16 protein-coding genes are annotated in these 19,239 nt (G+C 46.1%); 4 read left to right on the forward strand and 12 right to left on the reverse strand.

What is annotated here, in order from left to right; translation table 11 throughout:
- Positions 1–17 precede the first annotated feature (17 nt).
- The 9 genes from ACYVGR_RS03175 to ACYVGR_RS03215 all read right to left on the reverse strand — a co-directional run bounded on the left by ACYVGR_RS03175 (position 18) and on the right by ACYVGR_RS03215 (position 11,233).
- Entirely contained in the window at positions 18–3,737 is a 3,720-nt protein-coding gene (locus ACYVGR_RS03175; RefSeq protein WP_460953829.1) for a PAS domain S-box protein, read from the reverse strand.
- A gap of 136 nt (positions 3,738–3,873) precedes the next feature.
- Positions 3,874–4,617: a response regulator gene (locus ACYVGR_RS03180; protein ID WP_460953830.1), complete on the reverse strand. Its 744-nt coding sequence runs from the start codon at positions 4,615–4,617 to the stop codon at positions 3,874–3,876.
- Positions 4,618–5,047: 430 nt separating this feature from the next.
- Complete coding sequence (locus ACYVGR_RS03185) at positions 5,048–5,908, reverse strand: M12 family metallopeptidase (RefSeq protein ID WP_460953831.1); 861 nt, start codon at positions 5,906–5,908, stop codon at positions 5,048–5,050.
- A 242-nt stretch (positions 5,909–6,150) separates the two neighbouring features.
- Positions 6,151–6,378 (reverse strand): hypothetical protein, encoded by a 228-nt coding sequence (locus ACYVGR_RS03190; protein WP_460953832.1) that lies wholly within the window; start codon positions 6,376–6,378, stop codon positions 6,151–6,153.
- 63 nt (positions 6,379–6,441) lie between these two features.
- On the reverse strand, positions 6,442–7,422 hold the full coding sequence (locus ACYVGR_RS03195) for a Gfo/Idh/MocA family protein (RefSeq protein WP_460953833.1): 981 nt from the start codon (positions 7,420–7,422) through the stop codon (positions 6,442–6,444).
- A gap of 109 nt (positions 7,423–7,531) precedes the next feature.
- Positions 7,532–8,848 carry an aminotransferase class V-fold PLP-dependent enzyme gene (locus ACYVGR_RS03200; RefSeq protein ID WP_460953834.1) on the reverse strand — a complete coding sequence of 439 codons (1,317 nt, stop codon included), beginning with the start codon at positions 8,846–8,848 and terminating at the stop codon, positions 7,532–7,534.
- A 254-nt stretch (positions 8,849–9,102) separates the two neighbouring features.
- On the reverse strand, positions 9,103–9,591 hold the full coding sequence (locus tag ACYVGR_RS03205; RefSeq protein WP_460953835.1) for an energy transducer TonB: 489 nt from the start codon (positions 9,589–9,591) through the stop codon (positions 9,103–9,105).
- A 264-nt stretch (positions 9,592–9,855) separates the two neighbouring features.
- Positions 9,856–10,680 carry a 1,4-dihydroxy-2-naphthoyl-CoA synthase gene (gene menB / locus ACYVGR_RS03210; protein ID WP_460953836.1) on the reverse strand — a complete coding sequence of 275 codons (825 nt, stop codon included), beginning with the start codon at positions 10,678–10,680 and terminating at the stop codon, positions 9,856–9,858.
- A 94-nt stretch (positions 10,681–10,774) separates the two neighbouring features.
- Positions 10,775–11,233, reverse strand: a complete 459-nt coding sequence (locus ACYVGR_RS03215) for a DUF2452 domain-containing protein (RefSeq protein WP_460953837.1) — start codon at positions 11,231–11,233, stop codon at positions 10,775–10,777.
- Positions 11,234–11,351: 118 nt separating this feature from the next.
- Here ACYVGR_RS03215 and ACYVGR_RS03220 point away from each other — a divergent pair, with 118 nt between their 5' ends.
- The 3 genes from ACYVGR_RS03220 to ACYVGR_RS03230 are packed head-to-tail and all read left to right on the forward strand — an operon-like array spanning position 11,352 to position 13,702.
- On the forward strand, positions 11,352–11,819 hold the full coding sequence (locus ACYVGR_RS03220; protein ID WP_460953838.1) for a QcrA and Rieske domain-containing protein: 468 nt from the start codon (positions 11,352–11,354) through the stop codon (positions 11,817–11,819).
- Positions 11,819–12,934, forward strand: coding sequence for an AMP-binding protein (locus ACYVGR_RS03225; RefSeq protein WP_460953839.1), 1,116 nt, complete (start codon positions 11,819–11,821; stop codon positions 12,932–12,934). Before ACYVGR_RS03220 ends, ACYVGR_RS03225 begins: the two co-directional genes overlap by 1 nt.
- A gap of 27 nt (positions 12,935–12,961) precedes the next feature.
- Complete coding sequence (locus ACYVGR_RS03230; RefSeq protein ID WP_460953840.1) at positions 12,962–13,702, forward strand: hypothetical protein; 741 nt, start codon at positions 12,962–12,964, stop codon at positions 13,700–13,702.
- A 79-nt stretch (positions 13,703–13,781) separates the two neighbouring features.
- Here ACYVGR_RS03230 and ACYVGR_RS03235 read toward each other — a convergent pair whose 3' ends face one another.
- The 3 genes from ACYVGR_RS03235 to ACYVGR_RS03245 are packed head-to-tail and all read right to left on the reverse strand — an operon-like array spanning position 13,782 to position 17,914.
- A complete protein-coding gene (locus ACYVGR_RS03235; RefSeq protein ID WP_460953841.1) occupies positions 13,782–14,435 on the reverse strand; it encodes a class I SAM-dependent methyltransferase in 654 nt (217 codons plus the stop codon).
- Positions 14,407–16,896 carry a hypothetical protein gene (locus ACYVGR_RS03240; RefSeq protein ID WP_460953842.1) on the reverse strand — a complete coding sequence of 830 codons (2,490 nt, stop codon included), beginning with the start codon at positions 16,894–16,896 and terminating at the stop codon, positions 14,407–14,409. Before ACYVGR_RS03240 ends, ACYVGR_RS03235 begins: the two co-directional genes overlap by 29 nt.
- Entirely contained in the window at positions 16,853–17,914 is a 1,062-nt protein-coding gene (locus ACYVGR_RS03245) for a hypothetical protein (protein WP_460953843.1), read from the reverse strand. Before ACYVGR_RS03245 ends, ACYVGR_RS03240 begins: the two co-directional genes overlap by 44 nt.
- 507 nt (positions 17,915–18,421) lie before the next feature.
- Between ACYVGR_RS03245 and ACYVGR_RS03250 the strand changes: the two genes are divergently transcribed.
- Positions 18,422–19,111, forward strand: coding sequence for a hypothetical protein (locus ACYVGR_RS03250; protein WP_460953844.1), 690 nt, complete (start codon positions 18,422–18,424; stop codon positions 19,109–19,111).
- Positions 19,112–19,239: the final 128 nt, after the last annotated feature.

Below are 19,239 nucleotides of genomic sequence, written 5' to 3' on the forward strand. Positions count from 1 at the left end.
AGCATTGGATTTATCAATTAAACAGGTAAGGAAACGGTACAAAAAGTACCCTTTTTCTCTTCGCTCTGAATGTCAAAATTTCCCCCATGGAGTTCAACGAACTGTTTGACAATAACTAAGCCCAAACCTGTGCCTGGAATACCGTTTGTATTACTGGCCCGAAAAAATGCCTGAAATAGGGCCGAGAGCTCTTTGCCTGGTATACCAATTCCTTTATCGACAATCTCAAAAACAAGACTTTGCTCGTTAAAAATTAGGCGTAAGACGGGATTACTTTTCGAAAATTTAAAAGCGTTCGACAATAAATTAACCAGTACATGACGCATTAATTTATCGTCTATATAAACGTTCTGAGGGGTGCCTTTTACGATGAATTCGACTACACGATGATCATTGCGGTGGCTAAAATGGGTACTAATTAGTTCTTCACAGAGCAGTAGGGCATCTACTAGCCTAGGTGCGAAATTCACTTTTCGAGATTCGATTCTACCTATTGTCAATATGTCGGTAAGGAGATTATTGAATTGATCAACCTCTTTTTCAATAACCGCCAGGTGCTTTTGAATCGATCCATTCGCGGTAGAAATTGGCTTTTCGAGATAGAGTTTGATTAAATCAACACTCGACTGAATCGTCGCTAAAGGTGTTCGGAACTCATGGGAGGCAGTAGCTACAAACTGCGACTTGAGTTGATTCAGCTCCTGTTCCTGTTGTAAGGATTGTTGCAAAATCAGTTCTGTCTCTTTCTGGCTCGTGATGTCATTGGAAAGCCCAATCTGGCGTATGGTTTTTCCTGTTTCATCGCGAATACTAAAAGTACGGATCGATACCCAGAACAACGAATTATCTGGCCTGACACCCCGGAATTGAACGCTGATTTCCTCGCCTAGACCGTATTGACTATAGGCCTTTTCAACAACTGGTTTGTCTTCTTCATAAATCGATTCGAGAAACGAAAGCGGGTTTTCGTACAGGCTTTGGCAAGTCCGATGCCATATACGCTCATAAGCTGGGTTCACATAAAGTAGCCGAAAGGGATTGGTGGCATGAATCCAGAAGACTTCGTCAACATTATCGGCGATTTCTCTAAACCGCTGCTCGCTTTCCTGCACCGCAGCTTCGGTAAGCTCTCTTTCAGTTACGTCCCAGGCAACACCAATTGCTCGTAATGGGCGGCCCTGTTCATACCGAGTGATCAGCCCACTCGATTCAATGTAGCGAATACTTCCATCTGGCCGGAAAATTCGGCTCACGTTTGAAATCTTATTTCCTGGCGCCCCTAAATGAGAACGCTTTAGAAAATTGGGCAGATCGTCGGGATGAATAATGTTTAGGAACTTTTCAAAACTCCAGTCTGGCTGACGGTATTCCTCCCCAAAAATCTGCCACAAGTGGTCATCCCAAAATAAAGCCCCTGTTACTAAATCATTTTCCCAGAGGCCCTGACCTGCTGCTTGTGTAGCTAATTGTAAACGCTGATTCAGGCTCCGAAGCTGCATGTCCGTTTCCTGTCGTTCAGTGATATCGCGTGCAGAGCCATACACGACCTGATTAATGCCAATCGCATTCCATTCAATGATCCGGTAGGATCCATCTTTTCTGCGCATTCGGTTAATCTGGTTGCGAACAGGTTGGTCCAGAATGTTCACTAACAGATTCTTATAAACAAACTTCTGCTCATCCGCGTGAATTAGTTCTAAAAAAGGGATACTCATTAATTCGGTTGCCGAATAGCCGAGTGTAGTCTGAAAAGCCCGATTGACGGCCGATATATTCCCCTTACTATCAGCAATGCAATGCATGTCCAACGCACCTTCAAAAAAACTATTCAGTGCCTGATTCTTTTGCTGAAGTTTACCTTGCACTTTTTTCAGGGCCGATATGTCGGTAGAAATGCCCATATAACCTATAACAGTGCCGTCCTCATCCTGCAAAGCACTGGCAGCCAATAAGATTGGAATTCGGCTACCTGATTTAGTAATGGCTATACATTCGCAATAGAAATAACCTTGGGAAGCTAAAGCTTCCGTGAAAATAGTGACCGGACGATTTCCCGGTTGAACTGGCCCATAGCTAACAATCGGCACCGAATTATCGGCCTGCCCTACTTCCAGGTAAGCCTGCCATCCAATCAATTCGTCGGGTCGATAGCCCAACAAATGCTCACAAGCTTGATTAGCCGTCTGTATCACTCCACTAAAGTCAGTTGATACAATCGCCTGACCGGCGTGCCTAAGAATTGCCTGGTGTAACGTGGATAATCGTCTGACCTCCTGCGTTCGTTCTTCTACCCGCAATTCAAGCTTTTCAGTATACAGTTTTAGTTGCTTATCTAATTGTTGCTGATATAAAACAATGGCCAGTAGCCCGGCTAATTCCTGAGCGATTTGGAGATACTCTTCAGTAAAAAAATTGGGGACGACTGACATTAGCGTGAAAACCCCAATGCATTCTTTCTTGCTGTATAAGGGAATAGTTACCTGCGAACGGAAGCCGGTTAGGTTAGATAGCAGTTTAGGAGGTATGCCCGTTGAGTCTGCCTGTACATCAGGATAGTAGATGAATTCTGCCGGCACTTTGCTTTGCGTAAACCGGTCATCAAAATAATGTGCGGGGACAGCAATAGTGGGGGCAATGTCTAGCTCTCCATCAACAACCCGGCATTTAGCTTCTGCCAGACCCGTTTCTCTATTGATGTGAAATACCGAAATTCGATTACAGGGCACCAGGCCATACATATATTTCATGGCAATCGACAGTGGAGGCTGTTCAGCCATTCGGGAGTTGAGTAAAGCCTGATCTACGGCATGTAGGCCTTCCAGACGATGATTTACACGTTGTAAAGCCGTTTCCTGTTGCAATCGTAACAGCACGTTAGCGATTAACGTACTAAATGTGCCTAACAAGGAAACGTCATTTTGATCCCAGATAGGCGGCTTACTAATCGTATAAAATCCGATAAATCCCTGCGTTTTCTGTTCCTGAATTATGGGGATGGCGATTATTGATCGCACCGAGATAAACTCAAAAAAAGTCCTTTCCTGGGTTTGTTCGGGCGTGAGCTCGTCGATCTGTAAGCGAATCATCTCACCCTTCTCCAGCTTCGGTCGCATCCAGTCAAAGCATTCGCGTGGTCTAGTCTGTATTTTATCCTTTCTGGATTGATGTCCTGGAGCACACCATTCGTGTACGCAACTCCCTTCCTGATAATCATCGCTGTACATAAATACCGATGCACGCTCGGCATTTACATATTCGCTTATTATCTTCAGAGCTTCAACAATGTAATTAGTTGCTTCGTCGGATTTAAGTGTTATAAATCGACTTGCTACAGTTGAAATAAGCGACTCCATAATCAGTCGTCGCTGCAGGTTATGATCAGCTTGCTTCTGTTCACTAACATCCTGAACAACCACCATGACATGGTCTTCCATACGGGTTAACGTTATTTCATGCCATATGCTTTCGCCATTTCGATGATATTGCTTTAGTATTCGCTGCGTTTCGCCTGTTTGAATGGTTTGCACGAGCGACCCAAAAAATTCGTTTTGCTGGCTAGCTGGTTTAACAATTTGGCCAATAAGTTCTTCCTGCGTTTGTCGAGTCAGTTGAGCAAAGGTCTTATTGACTAATGTATAGCGAAAGTCAATGATGATTTTATGCTGGTTCCATATAGGTTCTAAAAAAGCAACCCCTTTTGAAGACGCATTGAACCAAAACTGTAAATATTTCTCCATTAATTTACCTTTCTCCTGCTAGATTCCATTTAGTTAGGTAACTAAGCTGTCCGCTTCGTCTTTTTTGTCACTTCGATTAATAGTGCCTGAATTTCCAAAAATGCGCACCGATCATTATCCTATAACTTGTTGTTATTTACTGGGCTAACCAGTCTTTAAAGGAACGAAAACGTGCTTTGGGCAAAATCACTTCCTGGTGTCTCCCCCCAACATCAATTAGTAAACAGTGCTTACCCTTATCCCAATACGTGTATTTCTGGATACTTTTCCGGTGCAAAATGGCATGTCGGTTTACCCGAAAAAAATGATTCGGATTAAGCTTAGCGATAAGCGTATCTAAGCTCATATCAATCTGAAAATTTCCGAGTGGATGATAAACAAAATACCCTCGCTTATGCGTGCCGAAATAAACACACTCTTCTGTGCTTAGTAGCATACATCCTTTACCATCCCTGCCACGGATTGATCTTAAATAAGCATGTGATGCCTTGGCAGTATTCCCCTGTTCCTGGTTTCTTTTCAGTCGGCTCTCAATCGCGTTAAGTAAATCCCGTAATAGGAAAGGCTTCGTCACGTAATCATCGGCGCCTAGCTCCATACCTTCTCGCAAGTGCACCATGTCTGCTTTAGCCGTTAAAAAAATAAATGGAATATGAGCTGTTTCCGGATTAGTACGGATACCCTCAAGCACCTGATAACCATTCATATTTCCCATCATAATATCACATAGAATCAGATTGGGAAGCCATTGTTTGGCTTGTACCAGACCAGTTACGCCATCTTCGGCCGTTCGTACATCATATCCATTCAAGGTCAATTGCTCAGCTACGTTTTCCCGAATTTGCGGTACGTCTTCAATAATTAGTATTTGCGTCAACATGTGTGAATAAGACCTAATGACTCATTGCACTCAGCAATGCTTTGTTGTCGAGTGCAGCACCCCAATTAAATAGAATTTGTTGAGTATGAGGACTTAAGGCTGACTATATACTATAGTAATTGAGATAGTTGGCTATTCTCAGAACTTGATGAAAAGAAAAGATTTTGGCGAACTAATACAAAATGGACAATTCTCTGAATTGACTTAGTAACGCCCAGTACCTATTGACAATCAGCTTAGAGCGACAAATTTATTCACATAATTCATTATTGAAAAATAATAAGTAATAATATAAATAAATATATTATTCTAATCATCCTTTAATTTACCTATCATAATATTTCGTAAACATATAATCTGCTAATCAGAGTTCTTATCTAAACCCAAACGCAAAAACAGTAGCGAAGCAAGTTGTACACCAATCATCAATTCAAGGATACATTGATTGAACTGTGGCAATGTCTATTGCTGACAAAGACTGACGCTGACGTATAAACGTTGATCCGTCTTTCTTCACAATAGTGGGCAAACCGTTTCTTGAAAAGTCAAAGGAGCCGTATAGCATGATTGAGCCAAAATCCAATCCTCCGACATAGTCAAAACCGTCCATACCTCGTTGCTTATAAGTTTGGAAGTCCGTTTCGTATCCACTAGTAATGTTGCCTGTATTGATTGTAATATAAGTGTCACGATCGGCACGAGTATGTTCATGCCATAGACCAACAGTGTGCCCAATTTCATGAATCGTATTGCCCGTAGAACAAGTGTTCGCTAAGTTTATGTATTGCAGACCTCCAGCATAACCCACATTTGATGAGCAACCTGGACCTGGGCGGAACAGCACATAACCGCGTTGCGTTGTACGGAGCACAAACCGGATAGAGGTATTGGACTCCCAGTGTGCAATAGCATTATATACTCGAGCCTGATCAGGGAGTGCAGGATCGATAGCATAATAAACTGTTTTATTGGGCCAGCGGGAGGATAACTTTGTGCGTCCAGTTCCTTTTATGGCTTGGGTAGACAAATCCGCTGAATCATCAATACTATCTGGATTTACCAGTATATCATTTTGGAAAACCGCCTGTCCGTTGATTAGTGAATACGTAATTTTCTCACCATTCAACGTACCTGCTTGAAGTGTTCCCCGTTGACGTGGGAAAGCTTCTTCTGGTCGTTCAACATTAACTATAGGCAATATTTTCAACGCTTCTTCGGTTGCATTTTGTGAGCAGCTAAGTAAGCCGTAAGCAGATGCAAACAGTAATAGACAGGTAGCTTTAGTTTTCATAGGTAAGTAGGGGAAAGTCCAATAAAAAAGGTTTACGTCAAAAAGTCTGACATGAGCAAACCTAAAATACCCTACCCTGAAAGCCTACTGTTGTTAATCGATCTATGCGTGAACTGACTATTTTGCGGGGCGAAATGACCTAAAATAATATCAACTAGAAATGATTATGACGTATTTCTAATGTAGGGGTATGCCGTTAGCTGAATAACGCGTTTTGGATCAGCAAAACAGCCTAGCAATTCTTAACCAACATACTCTTGACCAACCTGTTGCGCTTGAAAGAAGGCTTGATTCAGCGCATGGCAAACACCACTTACGACCCAGTTCCATACGGCCGGGTCGTCGGTGCGGTGCCTATCATCGGTAAAGGAGCGTGCCTGGGGCGGATAAGTCGATACTGCCTTGCCAGTAGGTCTGCCAAAGATATTGACTTTGGCGCAGCTTGATCCCAACAGTAGGCTGGCCTTCAAGTTGGCGAAGGGCCTCTGACAGTAACGCCCTTTTGAAGCGACGGTCACTAACTTTACTACATATCAACGCGCCGTAATCCAATCCAGAATCATATTGGATCGCGCGCCGGTTTCGCCCGTACTAGGGCTTTTTCCTCCGCCCCGAAGCTCGTTCACGATCGACTCAATGAGGGGCTGTTGTATGTTTGTTGGGGCTGGAATCGTGTACTCGACAGATCCTGCTTCCGTTTCCACTTTGATGAGATTCATTGTAAAAAAGGAAAAAGTAATCTTTCCTTTAGAACCAATAAGCTCCGTTTCTTCAATACGTTGTTCTTTATTCACGGTGTAGCACCAGGTTCCAGTTCCCAGGACGCCGGATTCGAATTCGAAATTGGCCACAACAATATCATCGGCCTGATATAAGCCTGCCTGATTTCGGGCAATTCCGCTGGCTGTTTTGATAGGGCCAAGTACATATTCCAGATAATCGAATTGGTGAGAAGCCAGGTCATGGAAATGGCCGCCACCCGATATTTCAGGATCGACCCGCCACCTGGGTTTTGCATTCTCCCCCACTTCTTCGTCATAAGGTTGCCAATTCAACTGAATCCGAACGTATCGAATGTCGCCAATAACTTTCGTATCGATTAGCTCTTTTATCTTCAGAAAATACGGCAACGACCGACGGTAATAGGCAACTACCAGTGGCATACCCGTTTCCCGACTGACCTGATTCATAGCTTCGCATTCGGCAGCATTGCGAGCCATTGGCTTTTCTACGTAAACGGGTTTCCCAGCGCGCATTGCCCGAATGGCGTACTCAGCATGTGTATCGGGCGGAGTGGCCACATAGACAGCGTTGACATTCGGGTCATTGATCAGGGCATCGGCATCGTCGTACCAGGTGGGCACGTTATGACGTTGGGCATAGTCGGCGGCCTTTTCGGCATCTCTCCGCATAACGGCCACCAAACTCGAATGCGGCACTTTAGTAAAAGCCGGTCCACTTTTTACTTCGGTTACGTCTCCGCAACCAATAATTCCCCATTTAATCTCATCCATTGGGTATACCATATTATTCGTTAAAAATAGAACGCGGATTTTTATGATTGCCACGATCAGTTAGGATCAACCATAGCAATCATAAAAATCCGCGTTCTATTTTTCTACTCTAGCTCTTTTTCTGCTTGCTGGCAACAGCCTGTTTCTCCGCTATTTGCGTAATAGCGACCACCAAACGGTCGAGATCTTTGGGAGAATGATACACGTGGGGGGTTACTCTTACGCCATGAATATTTTCCCAATCGATGCCTGTTGTATGGATTTTATACTTGTTCAACAACTGCCCGTCTACTTCGCTGGTTTTCATGCCATCGATGGAGAACAAGCCAACAGCACCGGCAAATTCTGGTTTGAGTGATGTATGGAGTTTTACCCCAGGCACATCTTTAACTCGTTCCATCCAGTAATTTTTGAGGTAATGGGCCCTGGCAAACTTACGGGCCGAGCCAATGCTGTTGTGGAAATCAACGGCAGTACCGATAGCCATTTCGGAAGCAAACGATCGTGTGCCCAAACTCTCGAATTTGCGAATATCTGGTCCATCGGGCTCGTTGTTCGACAGGAGCGCCCAGACGTTGCGAATCTTGTTCTGCTTAATGTACAACATACCACTACCAAAAGGCGCGCAGAGCCACTTGTGTAGGCTGGTAGCATAGTAATCGGCACCAAGATCAGGAATTTTGAAATCGAATAACGCGAACGAGTGTGCCCCATCGGCAATCACCTCAATACCTCGCTTGTGAGCCTCATCGGCAATTTTACGAACGGGCATCACTTGCCCGATCCAGTTGATCATGTGGGTAATATGAACCACTTTGGTTCGGGGAGTAAACGCCTTGACATATTGCTCCGTCAGGTATTTATCGTCCTCACTGGGCAGCTCTAAGTCCAGAAAAACCAGCTTGATGCCATCGCGTTTTTCGCGCTGTTTCCAGGCGTTGAGCATGTTCGGATAATCCTGTTTAGTAAGCACAACCTCATCCCCTGCTTTCAAATTCAGGCCGAAGATAACCGTGTTCAAGCCTTCGGTAGCGTTCCGGTTAATGGCAATTTCTTCGGGTGAGCAGCCACCTAAATCGGCTAGTTTTTCACGCAGCGATTCGCGGCCCTGATCCAGTATCCGCCACATGTAATACGAGGGAGCTTCGTTACAATACTGGTAAAATCGGATGTGGGCATCCTGAACAACTTTTGGTTGCGGACAAACACCGCCATTGTTTAGATTAAGCAACGTAGGCGATACCGTATACTCTGATTTCACCCACGACCAGAAATCTTCATCCTGCGCCCACTGAGCCGCGGATTTTAGTCCAACATCAGCAGTGGAAATAGGGCTGGCAAATGTTTCGGGTAAAAACTGTGGGAGAGTCAGGGCAGCCGTGGCTGCGGCTGCGGTTTGGCGGAAGAAGTTCCTACGAGTAGACATGATCGCTTATGTATATGAGGATGAACGCTGTACGGTAAAACTACACGTTTTTGCGCAAAAATGGTCAGACAATACCAGCTGTGAACGTCAGATTTTCAAATTATTCTGCTGCTTGCCCGGAATTTTACCGAATATAGTATGTTCTTTTGCCTCAACGTGGTGTCGATTTCGCAAAACCGACACCACGTTGACAGGCTACATGTACCTCGTTAACGAACTATCTTGTTTAAGAAAACTCGGTTTAGTTAAAAAATTTAATAGGTTCTCCCCGATAAGATTCGCTCGCTACTATTTACGTTACTCCCCAAAACTTTAATTTCATTCAGGATAACGCGGCCTGCCAAATCCTGAACATACAAGGTGTCTTTAGGGACAAATTGCCTGTCCTTTTGTCGGTAGTCAACCAGGATAAACGAAATCGGTAAAATATAACTTCCAGTATACCGTAGATTCAGCGATGGTAGCTTTTTCAAAGCAGTTATTATCGTTTGTTCAAAGCCCACGTAATCGCCTTCGACACTATGATTCAGAATTGAAATATCCTGAACACGCCCTCTATCATCGACGTTAAATCCAGCGAAAACCCGATTGTACCGATTTGATAACTGGGCCTGGCGAGGATATTTAAGCCGACGTTTCAGAATTGTTGTAAAAACAGGATCTTGATTCAGCGTGGAGTTGGATTCCTGAGCTACAGCCACTTGTGCAAGGAGCACCAGCAAAAGGAGTCGAAAGTAAGCCATAGTAATCGTATATAAGCTACTTCCTAAAGTAGCCAGCAGGCGGTTTCTACGGTTTCATGGGCCTCACTCATTGGCTTTATCATTCGGAAACGGATGATTACGTTAGTATGTTCGCTAGGGGTGTTAGTTTCCTTACTTCTCCTGATCTTCCTGAAAATTCTATAAACTGTAATCCATACATTTCAGAAAAAAGCCCTAACAAACAGCGATTTTATACGCTCTTGTTAGGGCTTTTATAATGAAGCAGGCTAAACCCGCTGTTTATTACGGAAACTTCGGAAACTTGCTGAAGTCGGGTTTGCGCTTTTCCAGGAAAGCATCTTTACCTTCTTTCGCTTCTTCAGAAAGATAATAGAGCAAGGTAGCATCGCCAGCCAATTGCTGAATACCCGCCTGGCCATCTAGTTCCGCATTGAACGAAGCTTTCAGCATGCGAAGCGCAATGGGGCTTTTTTCCAGGATTTTACGGCACCAGGCAATTGTTGTTTCTTCCAGTTGTTCAAGCGGAACAACTTTGTTAACCAGCCCCATATCTAAAGCCTCCTGTGCGTCATACTGATCACATAAGAACCAGATTTCGCGGGCCTTTTTCTGACCAACAACCCGCGCCAGATACGATGCGCCAAACCCACCATCGAACGAGCCGACTTTAGGACCAGTTTGGCCAAAACGAGCGTTTTCAGCCGCAATACTCAGGTCACAGACAACGTGCAAAACGTGTCCACCGCCAATCGCATAACCGGCTACCATCGCAATCACAGGTTTGGGAATCCGCCGGATTTGCATTTGCAGGTCCAGGACATTCAAGCGAGGCACTTTGTCTTCACCAACATAGCCCCCGTGCCCACGAACCGACTGATCGCCCCCAGAGCAGAACGCTTCTCCCCCTTCACCCGTGAGGATAACGACACCAACGCGTTCGTCCTGCCGAGCAATTTCCATCGCTTCCGACATTTCCCTGACCGTCAGGGGCGTAAAAGCATTACGCTTGTGTGGACGGTTGATACTGATTTTGGCAATTCCGTCGTAATAGCTAAACAGAATCTCCTCGTATTCTTTAATGGTTTCCCAGGGGTAATTGCTTTGCATAAATTAAAGAGTGAAAGAGCGAAAGAGTGAATGAGCGAAAACAGGCTGCAACCTACAAGAGTCTAAAGCGGCACTCTTTCGCTCATTCACTCTTTCACTCATTAAATGAAACTTCGTGATACTGCACATCCCAGGTGTGATCGGCCATCATGCGAACAGTGGCGAGGCAGCGCTCAAATGGAAACTTGCGGCCCCACTCATTCGGACCAATCATGGATAGCAGATCGGTGCCGTTTTTACGCTGATAAAAATGATAGGTATGCCCAACAACGGGTTCGAAATTCATCTGGGCGGAATAAATACGCTCCGAGATTTCGACTCGATTCCGAATGGCTGTTGCCTGCTCGGCCAGTAACTGCATTTGCTTGTACAGTTGGCTGAGTTGCATGTCGGTTTGTTCGCGCATGGCCGCCACGGCGCGTCCGGTGATTTTGCCCTTATCTTCCGGGCGAATAATAGCGCTACCCGCTGTGTGTGCATACTCCAGCAGGCCCGGTGCTTCGGCAACTTTATCCGGCGAAATCGGATTGATAATAACTTTCGCTTCTTCCATAATTAGTAATTGGGTAACCGCCCTGCAAACGTCTTTGTTCGCTGTCGTTGAATGACAAAAAATAACGCATATTTACACCTTGAACGGCGTGATGCCACAAAAGTACGCGAAAACCGTTATGGAAACTACCCTTCCATCCACAGATCAGCCAACAATGCCCCGACAGGCATTTCTGAAACTTGTTGGCACTAGTATCGGGTCAATTATTCTGACACGTAGTATGGCCGGTTGTGCCGGACAGGGAAGCTCTGAACCAACGCCAGACCCTACCCAGAAAGTTGATTTTACACTTAGTCTGAATGACAATACCAACCAGAACCTGCTTGTTAAAGGCGGTTATGTGATTGTCGAAAATGTCATGGTCGTGCAGACTAAAGATGGAAAATACGTGGCCGTTTCAGCGAAATGCACGTATGAAGGGACAAAATTAATCTACAAAGTATCGGATAATCAATTCTATTGCCCACTCGATCTTTCTCGTTTCGATATCAATGGGAAAGTAGTTTCGGGGCCAGCCAAACAGCCGCTAACCCTGTATATCATCGACTCCAATCTCACATCTGGTACCCTGCGGGTGCATAATTAATGTTCCTCTCTCCTATCAAGCCTGATTCCTGGCCTCTAGCACAAACGCCTTATGAGGAAGAAGCTCTGGCTTTTTGTCGAGCTTGGTTGAGTGGTCAGGAAGAATTTACGCTCTATACGTCTGGCTCTACAGGCACGCCTAAACCCATTCAGCTGACACGGGCGCAGATGCAGGCGAGTGCCCGATTAACTGGCCAAACCCTTGGCTTGCAGTCAGGCGACACAGCTCTTGTTTGTCTGAATATCCATTACGTAGCGGGTGTCATGATGCTGGTGCGTGGTATGGAGCTTGGCCTTCCCCTAGCGATCGTTGAACCAACCGGTAATCCGCTGAGCGATTTTAAGGCAACTGACAATCACTTTGCTTTTACGGCACTAGTCCCCCTACAGTTGCAGACTATTCTGGAAAAGAATGACGCCGACCAACTGGCCATTTTGAACGGTATGAAGGCCATTTTGGTAGGAGGTGCCGCCACAAGCCCAACGCTTGAACGAGCACTTCAGGTCATTACGGCACCTGTTTACGCTACTTATGGCATGACGGAGAGCGTCTCACACATCGCTCTCCGCCGACTCAATGGGCCAGCTGCCAGCGATTTATTTACCGCCCTGGCTGGCGTTGACCTAGGGACCGACGAGCGGGGCTGTTTACACATCACCTCAGCTGCCACAAATTTTGAGCGAATTCAAACCAACGATGTCGTTGAACTAGTCGACCCTATGCATTTTCGACTATTGGGTCGGGCAGACCGGGTTATCAACAGCGGGGGTGTTAAAGTGCAGCCCGAACAGGTAGAACAGCTAATTCATAACGTACTGGGTTCACTCCACTCCGAAAACTACAGCGGTCGTTTTTTCGTAACAGGTCTGGCAGATGAACGGTTGGGGCAACGCGTGGTGGTGCTATATGAGCGTGGAGCGCGGGGCACGGAGCATGAGAGCAGGAAGAATGCAGACAGTAGCCTGGACGGGGTGACCTGGGCGACGATACAGGCAACGGTTCGCGAGAAATTAGGCCCTTATGCTGTCCCGAAAGAAATCATTTTCGTTGACCAATTTCTAGAAACGCCTACTGGCAAGGTTGACCAAAAAGCGACAATAGCACAAATACACTAACTTTGCCGGACTGTTAACCGACGAGTTATGTCTTTCAAAAGTCTCCAGATTCGCTACCAGACCGCCCGGTCATTGCCTGCTCCCTACGCGTATTTTTATACCCTGACCATCGATAAAATTGCCGGCAACGCCATTCAGGTAGCCATTTCTATTACATACCCTGATCGTGATGATATCGATGATGACGAGTTGATCGCCGAAGGTTATACACGCGACGACGATTATGTCTGGTCGGGACAATTGCCAAGGGCCTGGTGGGAAGCGTTGGCCAATCTGGTCGGTAAAACACGTCTGCAACCAATTGACGAAGACGAACTGGATGAAGACGATGATTTCTGGGAAGTTACGATTGAGACCGATAACGGCAGTAAATCTCAGGGCAAGCCTGCTAAAGCTGACGATTGGCAGTATTTAATGCAGGAACTGATTCAAGCCTCCTACGAAGTTGTTGCCCGTGAGCGTCCTTTTGAACTGTTATTTCTAAGCATTAATGGTCAGCACGGTATTTTAGAAACGCGCTTAACGGCTTCCTTCGCCGAGCGAACAGTTAAGATTACAACCGTCGAAAATCGGCGTGAGCAAACTAAACTGCTTCCCTGGTCGACCTTACAACACGTGATGAATCAAGTGTATAACCATGATTACGACCCGGATGAGGCAGAGCTAAAACGCCCTAGACAGGAAGGCCAATGGCTAAATCTGGGCACCGAGGAATGGTATGAAATAAGCGATTATCGGGCGTTGGTAAAAACACTAAAAGGGTTATAAGCTGGCGCGCGTATTTACTCGTGCCAGATAGAACGCACATTTATGATTGTTAACGGTTCGATCATGGCAATCCTAAAAATCAGCGTTCTATCTTTTTCCAAACTTCCGCCGAAACCATGCCACCTACCTGTATTTGGCGTTCTTTACAAGTTAAGCCTGATTCGGCGAGTTGTTTCTGCCAATCGGCTAAGTGAGTAGTTTGTATCCCCGCCGTGAGTCGAAAGAACTGAATCATTGTCCATAAAAGACCCTTCTGCCACCAGATTTTAGGCTCAACAAAGTCTGTTACGAGCCATACACCACTCGTTTTTAAACCAGCACGAAGTCGAGGCAGAAAAACAGTGTGTAGTGTCTGGTCGGTGAAAAGGTCCAACACGAAAGGAGTAAGAATAACATCAAAGCGTTCATCGGTCATAACGCTCGACTCGTCGCCCACCCGAAACTCCACCGAACCAACCAGTGCTTTCCGCACCAGTCGTTGACTGGCGCGGGCCAGCATACAGGAAGATGTTTCCAGATAGATGACGTGTTTCGGCTGGCATTTCAACAGGATCTGTTCCAACAGCCAACCGGTTCCCCCACCCACAATTAATACTGTGGCATTTGGAGGAATACGCTCTAGAAATATGGTTTGTGCACGCTGCAATCGATGGCCAAATACAACAAAGGCAAGGGCATCGTATACCGGGACAACCCAATTAAAATTACCTCCGGTATACGTTTTTGCCTCCATTTGTTTTATCGCTAACCTGATCACCAAACTGCAAAAAGTCTTTGTACATCGCACACTCCCGAATCATTTCCTGATTAAACATCGTTCGGGAGGGGTTGTTGAAAAATACTTTATAGGCACTGGCGTATTTGGTTTTGCGCAAGGCCAGCATATTCTTCACAAACGTTGAATCGTCCTCAGCTATATACCCATTCCGGATCTGCTCAATGGAACGATTCAATGCAAATGCATTGGCCTCGCACCGGGCAGCCATATAGGCAGAACGATCGATCAGGGCAGGCGTTTTAGCCACTTTTGCCGACTGCTCAAAATACCCTTTAGCATGGGCTGTGGTGTAATAATCGGTATTCAGAAGCTGATCAATGCCTTTTTGCTTTTCAACTGGATTCGTAGGCAGACTATACACTGGCGGTTCGCCCGCGCTCCAGTACGATTTGACCAGCAGCCATGAATTGCCATACCAACTCAAATTCCAGGCACCGCACCCTAACTGGTAGTACAATTCAGCCGCTTTATCGCCGGTAGCGGCCTTGGCTTGTTGCTCTAGCTCGGCCATGCGTTTGGCAAACTCAATGGGCGTGTACGGGTTCGTTTCGTCTTCTTCCGGGAAGTTGACACTCCCATCGGCCGCATGAATAGCAGGCATCTTTATGGCAAACGGATTCGTCTGGAAATAGCTTGTAAAGGCTTCATCTCCCCAGGTCTTAGCGTCTACCTTCGCGAAAGCATCGGCCGCTTTTGCATACTGGTGTTCCATCATCAGTCGTCGGCCAAGTAATAAATTGAGATAGTCATTCGTCAGGCCCGCTAACTTTAGCAGTCGTTTATCGAAATCGGTGGTTGGCTGATTGGCAAAAGCAATTGTTTGTTCGACAGTCATTGCCGATACCGTATCTTCAATGGAATGCGGGTCGTTTGTGCTGGCCAGATAGCTTTCTGTGCCCCCTTGAGTGGTCAGCATTGTCAGTAAATACGCTTTAGCCACACTTGGTCCATCAACATGTGTCGCTTTCGAACGACTACAGCCTGACAACCAGCCACTTTTTGTTTCAGTCTTATGCTGGTATTTATCCGCAAACTGCTTACAAACAGACGTAAACGCGTAGCCAAGCCGGAAGTTATTGGTACTATCAAACTCCTCCAGATAGCCGATCAACTGATTTTCTGCTTCGGGCGTAATTGTTTCCGTTTGGGCAGCCAACAGTAGCATTCGCTGTACGGTAACCTGTTTTTTCAGCGTTGCGTTGGGCATAGGCGATAAAACAGCCTGATCCAGATGCGCCTGAGCGGCTTTATAATCTTTCCCGATGTAATCCAGATAGGCCGCAGCTGTGTACCAGAAAGCCGGATTTCCCAGTGCTTTATTATCCGCCGATTCGAGAGCAAACGATCGAAGTTTTTCAAAATAGGACGGCCCTTCAGCTTTACGTTTGACAAACGCCATTGAGTCGGGCGATGTCATCATGCCATAGTTCATGTACTCATCTTCCGATTGAAAGAAGTAGTACTCATTCCGATTGATTTCCCTGGCCATGACCAACTCGATCAACGGATTTTTCGGAGTTAGGCGAACAATTTCGTTGAGGAATTCCAATGCGTCCTGTCCGGGCTGAATGGCGCAAAGCGCATACACTGCCGCCCGTTCCTGATCCGTTTTTGCGTACTGCAAAGCTCCCTCCCGAAAGCGAATACCATACTTCCGCAAACTGGTTTCGGCAGCTTTCCGGCGGGATGGGCATCGGTCAAATACCAGGGCAAATTCGTAGATGGCCTGCGCGGTATCGCCCAAAGCCAACGTGGCGCCCGCCCGACGACACAAAGCCCAATCACTAATAAACGTGTGCGTAGGCATCGGCTTTACCAATTGATCATACAACTGTTGGGCTTGCTTATAATCTTCGGTTTCACAAGCCAGTTTTACCGCCTGAAACGCATAGCGTTCTTTCAGAAACGCATCGTTCGTGGTTCCGTAAGCCGTTTTAGCTGTATTGAGAAGCTCAGGAAGTTTCGTACTGTCTGTTGATGTAGGGTTCGGGTCCCATGGATTTCCCTGACCATCGTCGGCGGCCCAGGCGAAGTCCAGATACGTGACAGCCGCCGGGTTGGTGCGGGCAAATTTCGCTTTCAGGGCCGCCACAGCCGCAGGATTTTCGCTGTACAACGCCTTGTACATCTGCGTTTCCGACAGACTCTTTCCCGCGTAATTGACCCAGGCGCTGATGTTCTCGTCGATCACCAGACTATCGCTATACTGCTCGCTAATCTCGGCGTCATTATAAAACTGGGGCGTAAAAAAATAGCGACTATCCTCTGGCTTACTATTGGCCGATTCGGGCATAAAAAAGCTCATGAACTCGTTCGGATCGAACGATGGCCCACAGGCAAACCCTAACACGATGGCTACTAACAGAAAAGGTCTACGGAAGCGGCTGAGGCCGAAGGAGGGTTTGAAGCGTTTCACGCGGGTATGTGGCTAAAATGGTCGAGTCGAGATGGTATAAAGCAAATGTAAGTTGTTGGTTAGAAATCTGATCGAGCAAACGGGCTTTTTCGATCAATAGTAATTCGGGTGATACGGCCTCTGCCCGAAACAGATCGTTTCGACGGATAGAGAAACCAAAAGCCGTTGTGTCCCGACTGGCGACAAAGCGCGTGCTGTCTGACTGAGGCATCAGAAAACGACTGTTTATCAGCGCCTTTCGGTCGATAGTAGTCAAAAACGTCAGGAAACGATTGTTGCGGTAAACGACTGTCCAGCGAAACAAGGGCATCACTAAATCGAGTGGCAATGGGTAGTTCGATACATACGACAGGTACTGGTTTGCTACTTCAGAATCGTAAATCGAGTTATGGGTTTCCACCCGTTTCCAGTCGGCTACGTTGTAGAGCATGAGCATACCCCGCGTTACGGGTGGAATCCCCGTCTGATCGGTGTATTTAATCTGATGCAGCCGAATCGTTGCCGAAAGCGGACGATGGAGTTGATTTTTCAGCAAGGTCAACAAGCGAAAATAGCGATCACGCGTACCTGTACTCCAATCGCAGTCAAATTGAACTTCCTGAAAGGACAACCTCTGTTGCTGGCTAATTTTTATGATGGCCTGCGTAATGTGCGTGGCGAGATCAGCCAATGCATTCGGCGACAGGTTTACCAGTGTCCGATTGGTTATAAATACCACTGGTACAATACTCCCAACCGGCTTTTGCCGAAATTGAACAAAGGCTTTAGGCACAGCCTGCCGGGTTCGGGCATCCCAGTCAACATCAAAAAAATGAATATACAGCTTATTGACATTCAGTGCCTTTAGTTGGTCGCGCTCTGAATTCGTCGGATTGTAGGTTACTTTCCAATGATAAAAAGCGGAGATGAGTTCGTGGGGGGCATCCTGGCTCGAGCGATTCGACGATTGGCAGGAGATGACAGTCAGAAGCAGGCCTAAAAAGATAGTAAAATAGCTATGCTCCACTCGTATTCTCATGAACTGAATTGCGACTCTTTATACCTGTTGATTATTGTTGGGGTGCCAAAGCGACATACTAATTTTCCAGCACCAGCTGGGCAAATGTAATTCGGGCATTCTGGTATCTACTAGGTTTATTTAGTGAAGCTGTTTAAACTTTTCTTTAGTAAGTAAAAGTGGAGTCATTTTTTGTCATTCCGACGCCAGGAGGAATCTCAAGCTTGATTAATACGAAACTTGAGATTCCTCCTGACGTCGGAATGACAAAAAAACGATGCAAATTCAATCCAAATAAGAAAGTTTAAACAGCTTCAGTATATGGTCAGTAGGCAGTCAAGCAGATTTGCAGATCATCATTTGCTGCCTTGTGTGACCTCAGCGGGGTCACACAAAATACTTTTCAAATTAATTCTGCTTAATTACGAAATCGCTCTATTTCCAAATGTATTTTTTGTTCTCCCAACCCTTGGAGCAGATCGAAGGTCATTATACCTTCGAAGCCTCATCTGAGTACATCGTCCACACATGAAAAACGTTTCTTTTATCACCCTATTCGTTTTGTCAGTAAGCGCTCAGGCCTTTAGCCAACGGCAGGAGTTAACTATTTCCCCCACCGGTATCTTCTATCCCAGCTATCAGTTGGTGCAGTATGAACGGTACCTTAATACTCGACAGAGTTTAACGATCTCACTGGGCTATAACGGTAACGATACGCAAAAACGAGCTTATGGCCTGATCTCCCCACCCCGCACAGATGTCTTCACCAATACTCGCTTAGCTATTGGTTACCGCTATTATATTCCCGGTTTGGGCATCGGGGACGCTTTAACCTTGTTTAGTTCGGCGCGGATGGTCGTGGACTATTCGAACTTGCAACTTCAACCTGACGCTACCTATCCAATGCCTACGGATTCGCTTCGTGCGGCAGGTTTTTCCTTAGCCCCAGAACTACTATTTGGTGGCAAGGCAACAATCGCGAAGCGAATCACCTTATCGGGAGCCATTGGCGCACAATATCTGGTCAAGCTTTTTTCAACCAACCAGATAACCCACAACCCAGGTTACTGGGATTCCGTTTATTGGAAAAACGATCGGCAAGACTGGCAACAGAAGCGAAATGTCGCTACTCATTTTCGCCAGGGCTGGTTCCCGTCTATACAGTTTACGGTTGGTGTTATTTTAGGGAAACACGCGACTTCAGGTAGTAGTCGTTAGGGTTTCACCTCACCCCCGGCCCCTCTCCTTGAAATAAGGAGAGGGGTGAAAGCAAGCTCCTTACCTCCTTAACAATTGAAAAGGCCTGCTTCCCATAGTTTGCACTATCAAAAGCAGGCCTGCTTTTA

It is taken from the genome of Spirosoma litoris (assembly GCF_054776755.1).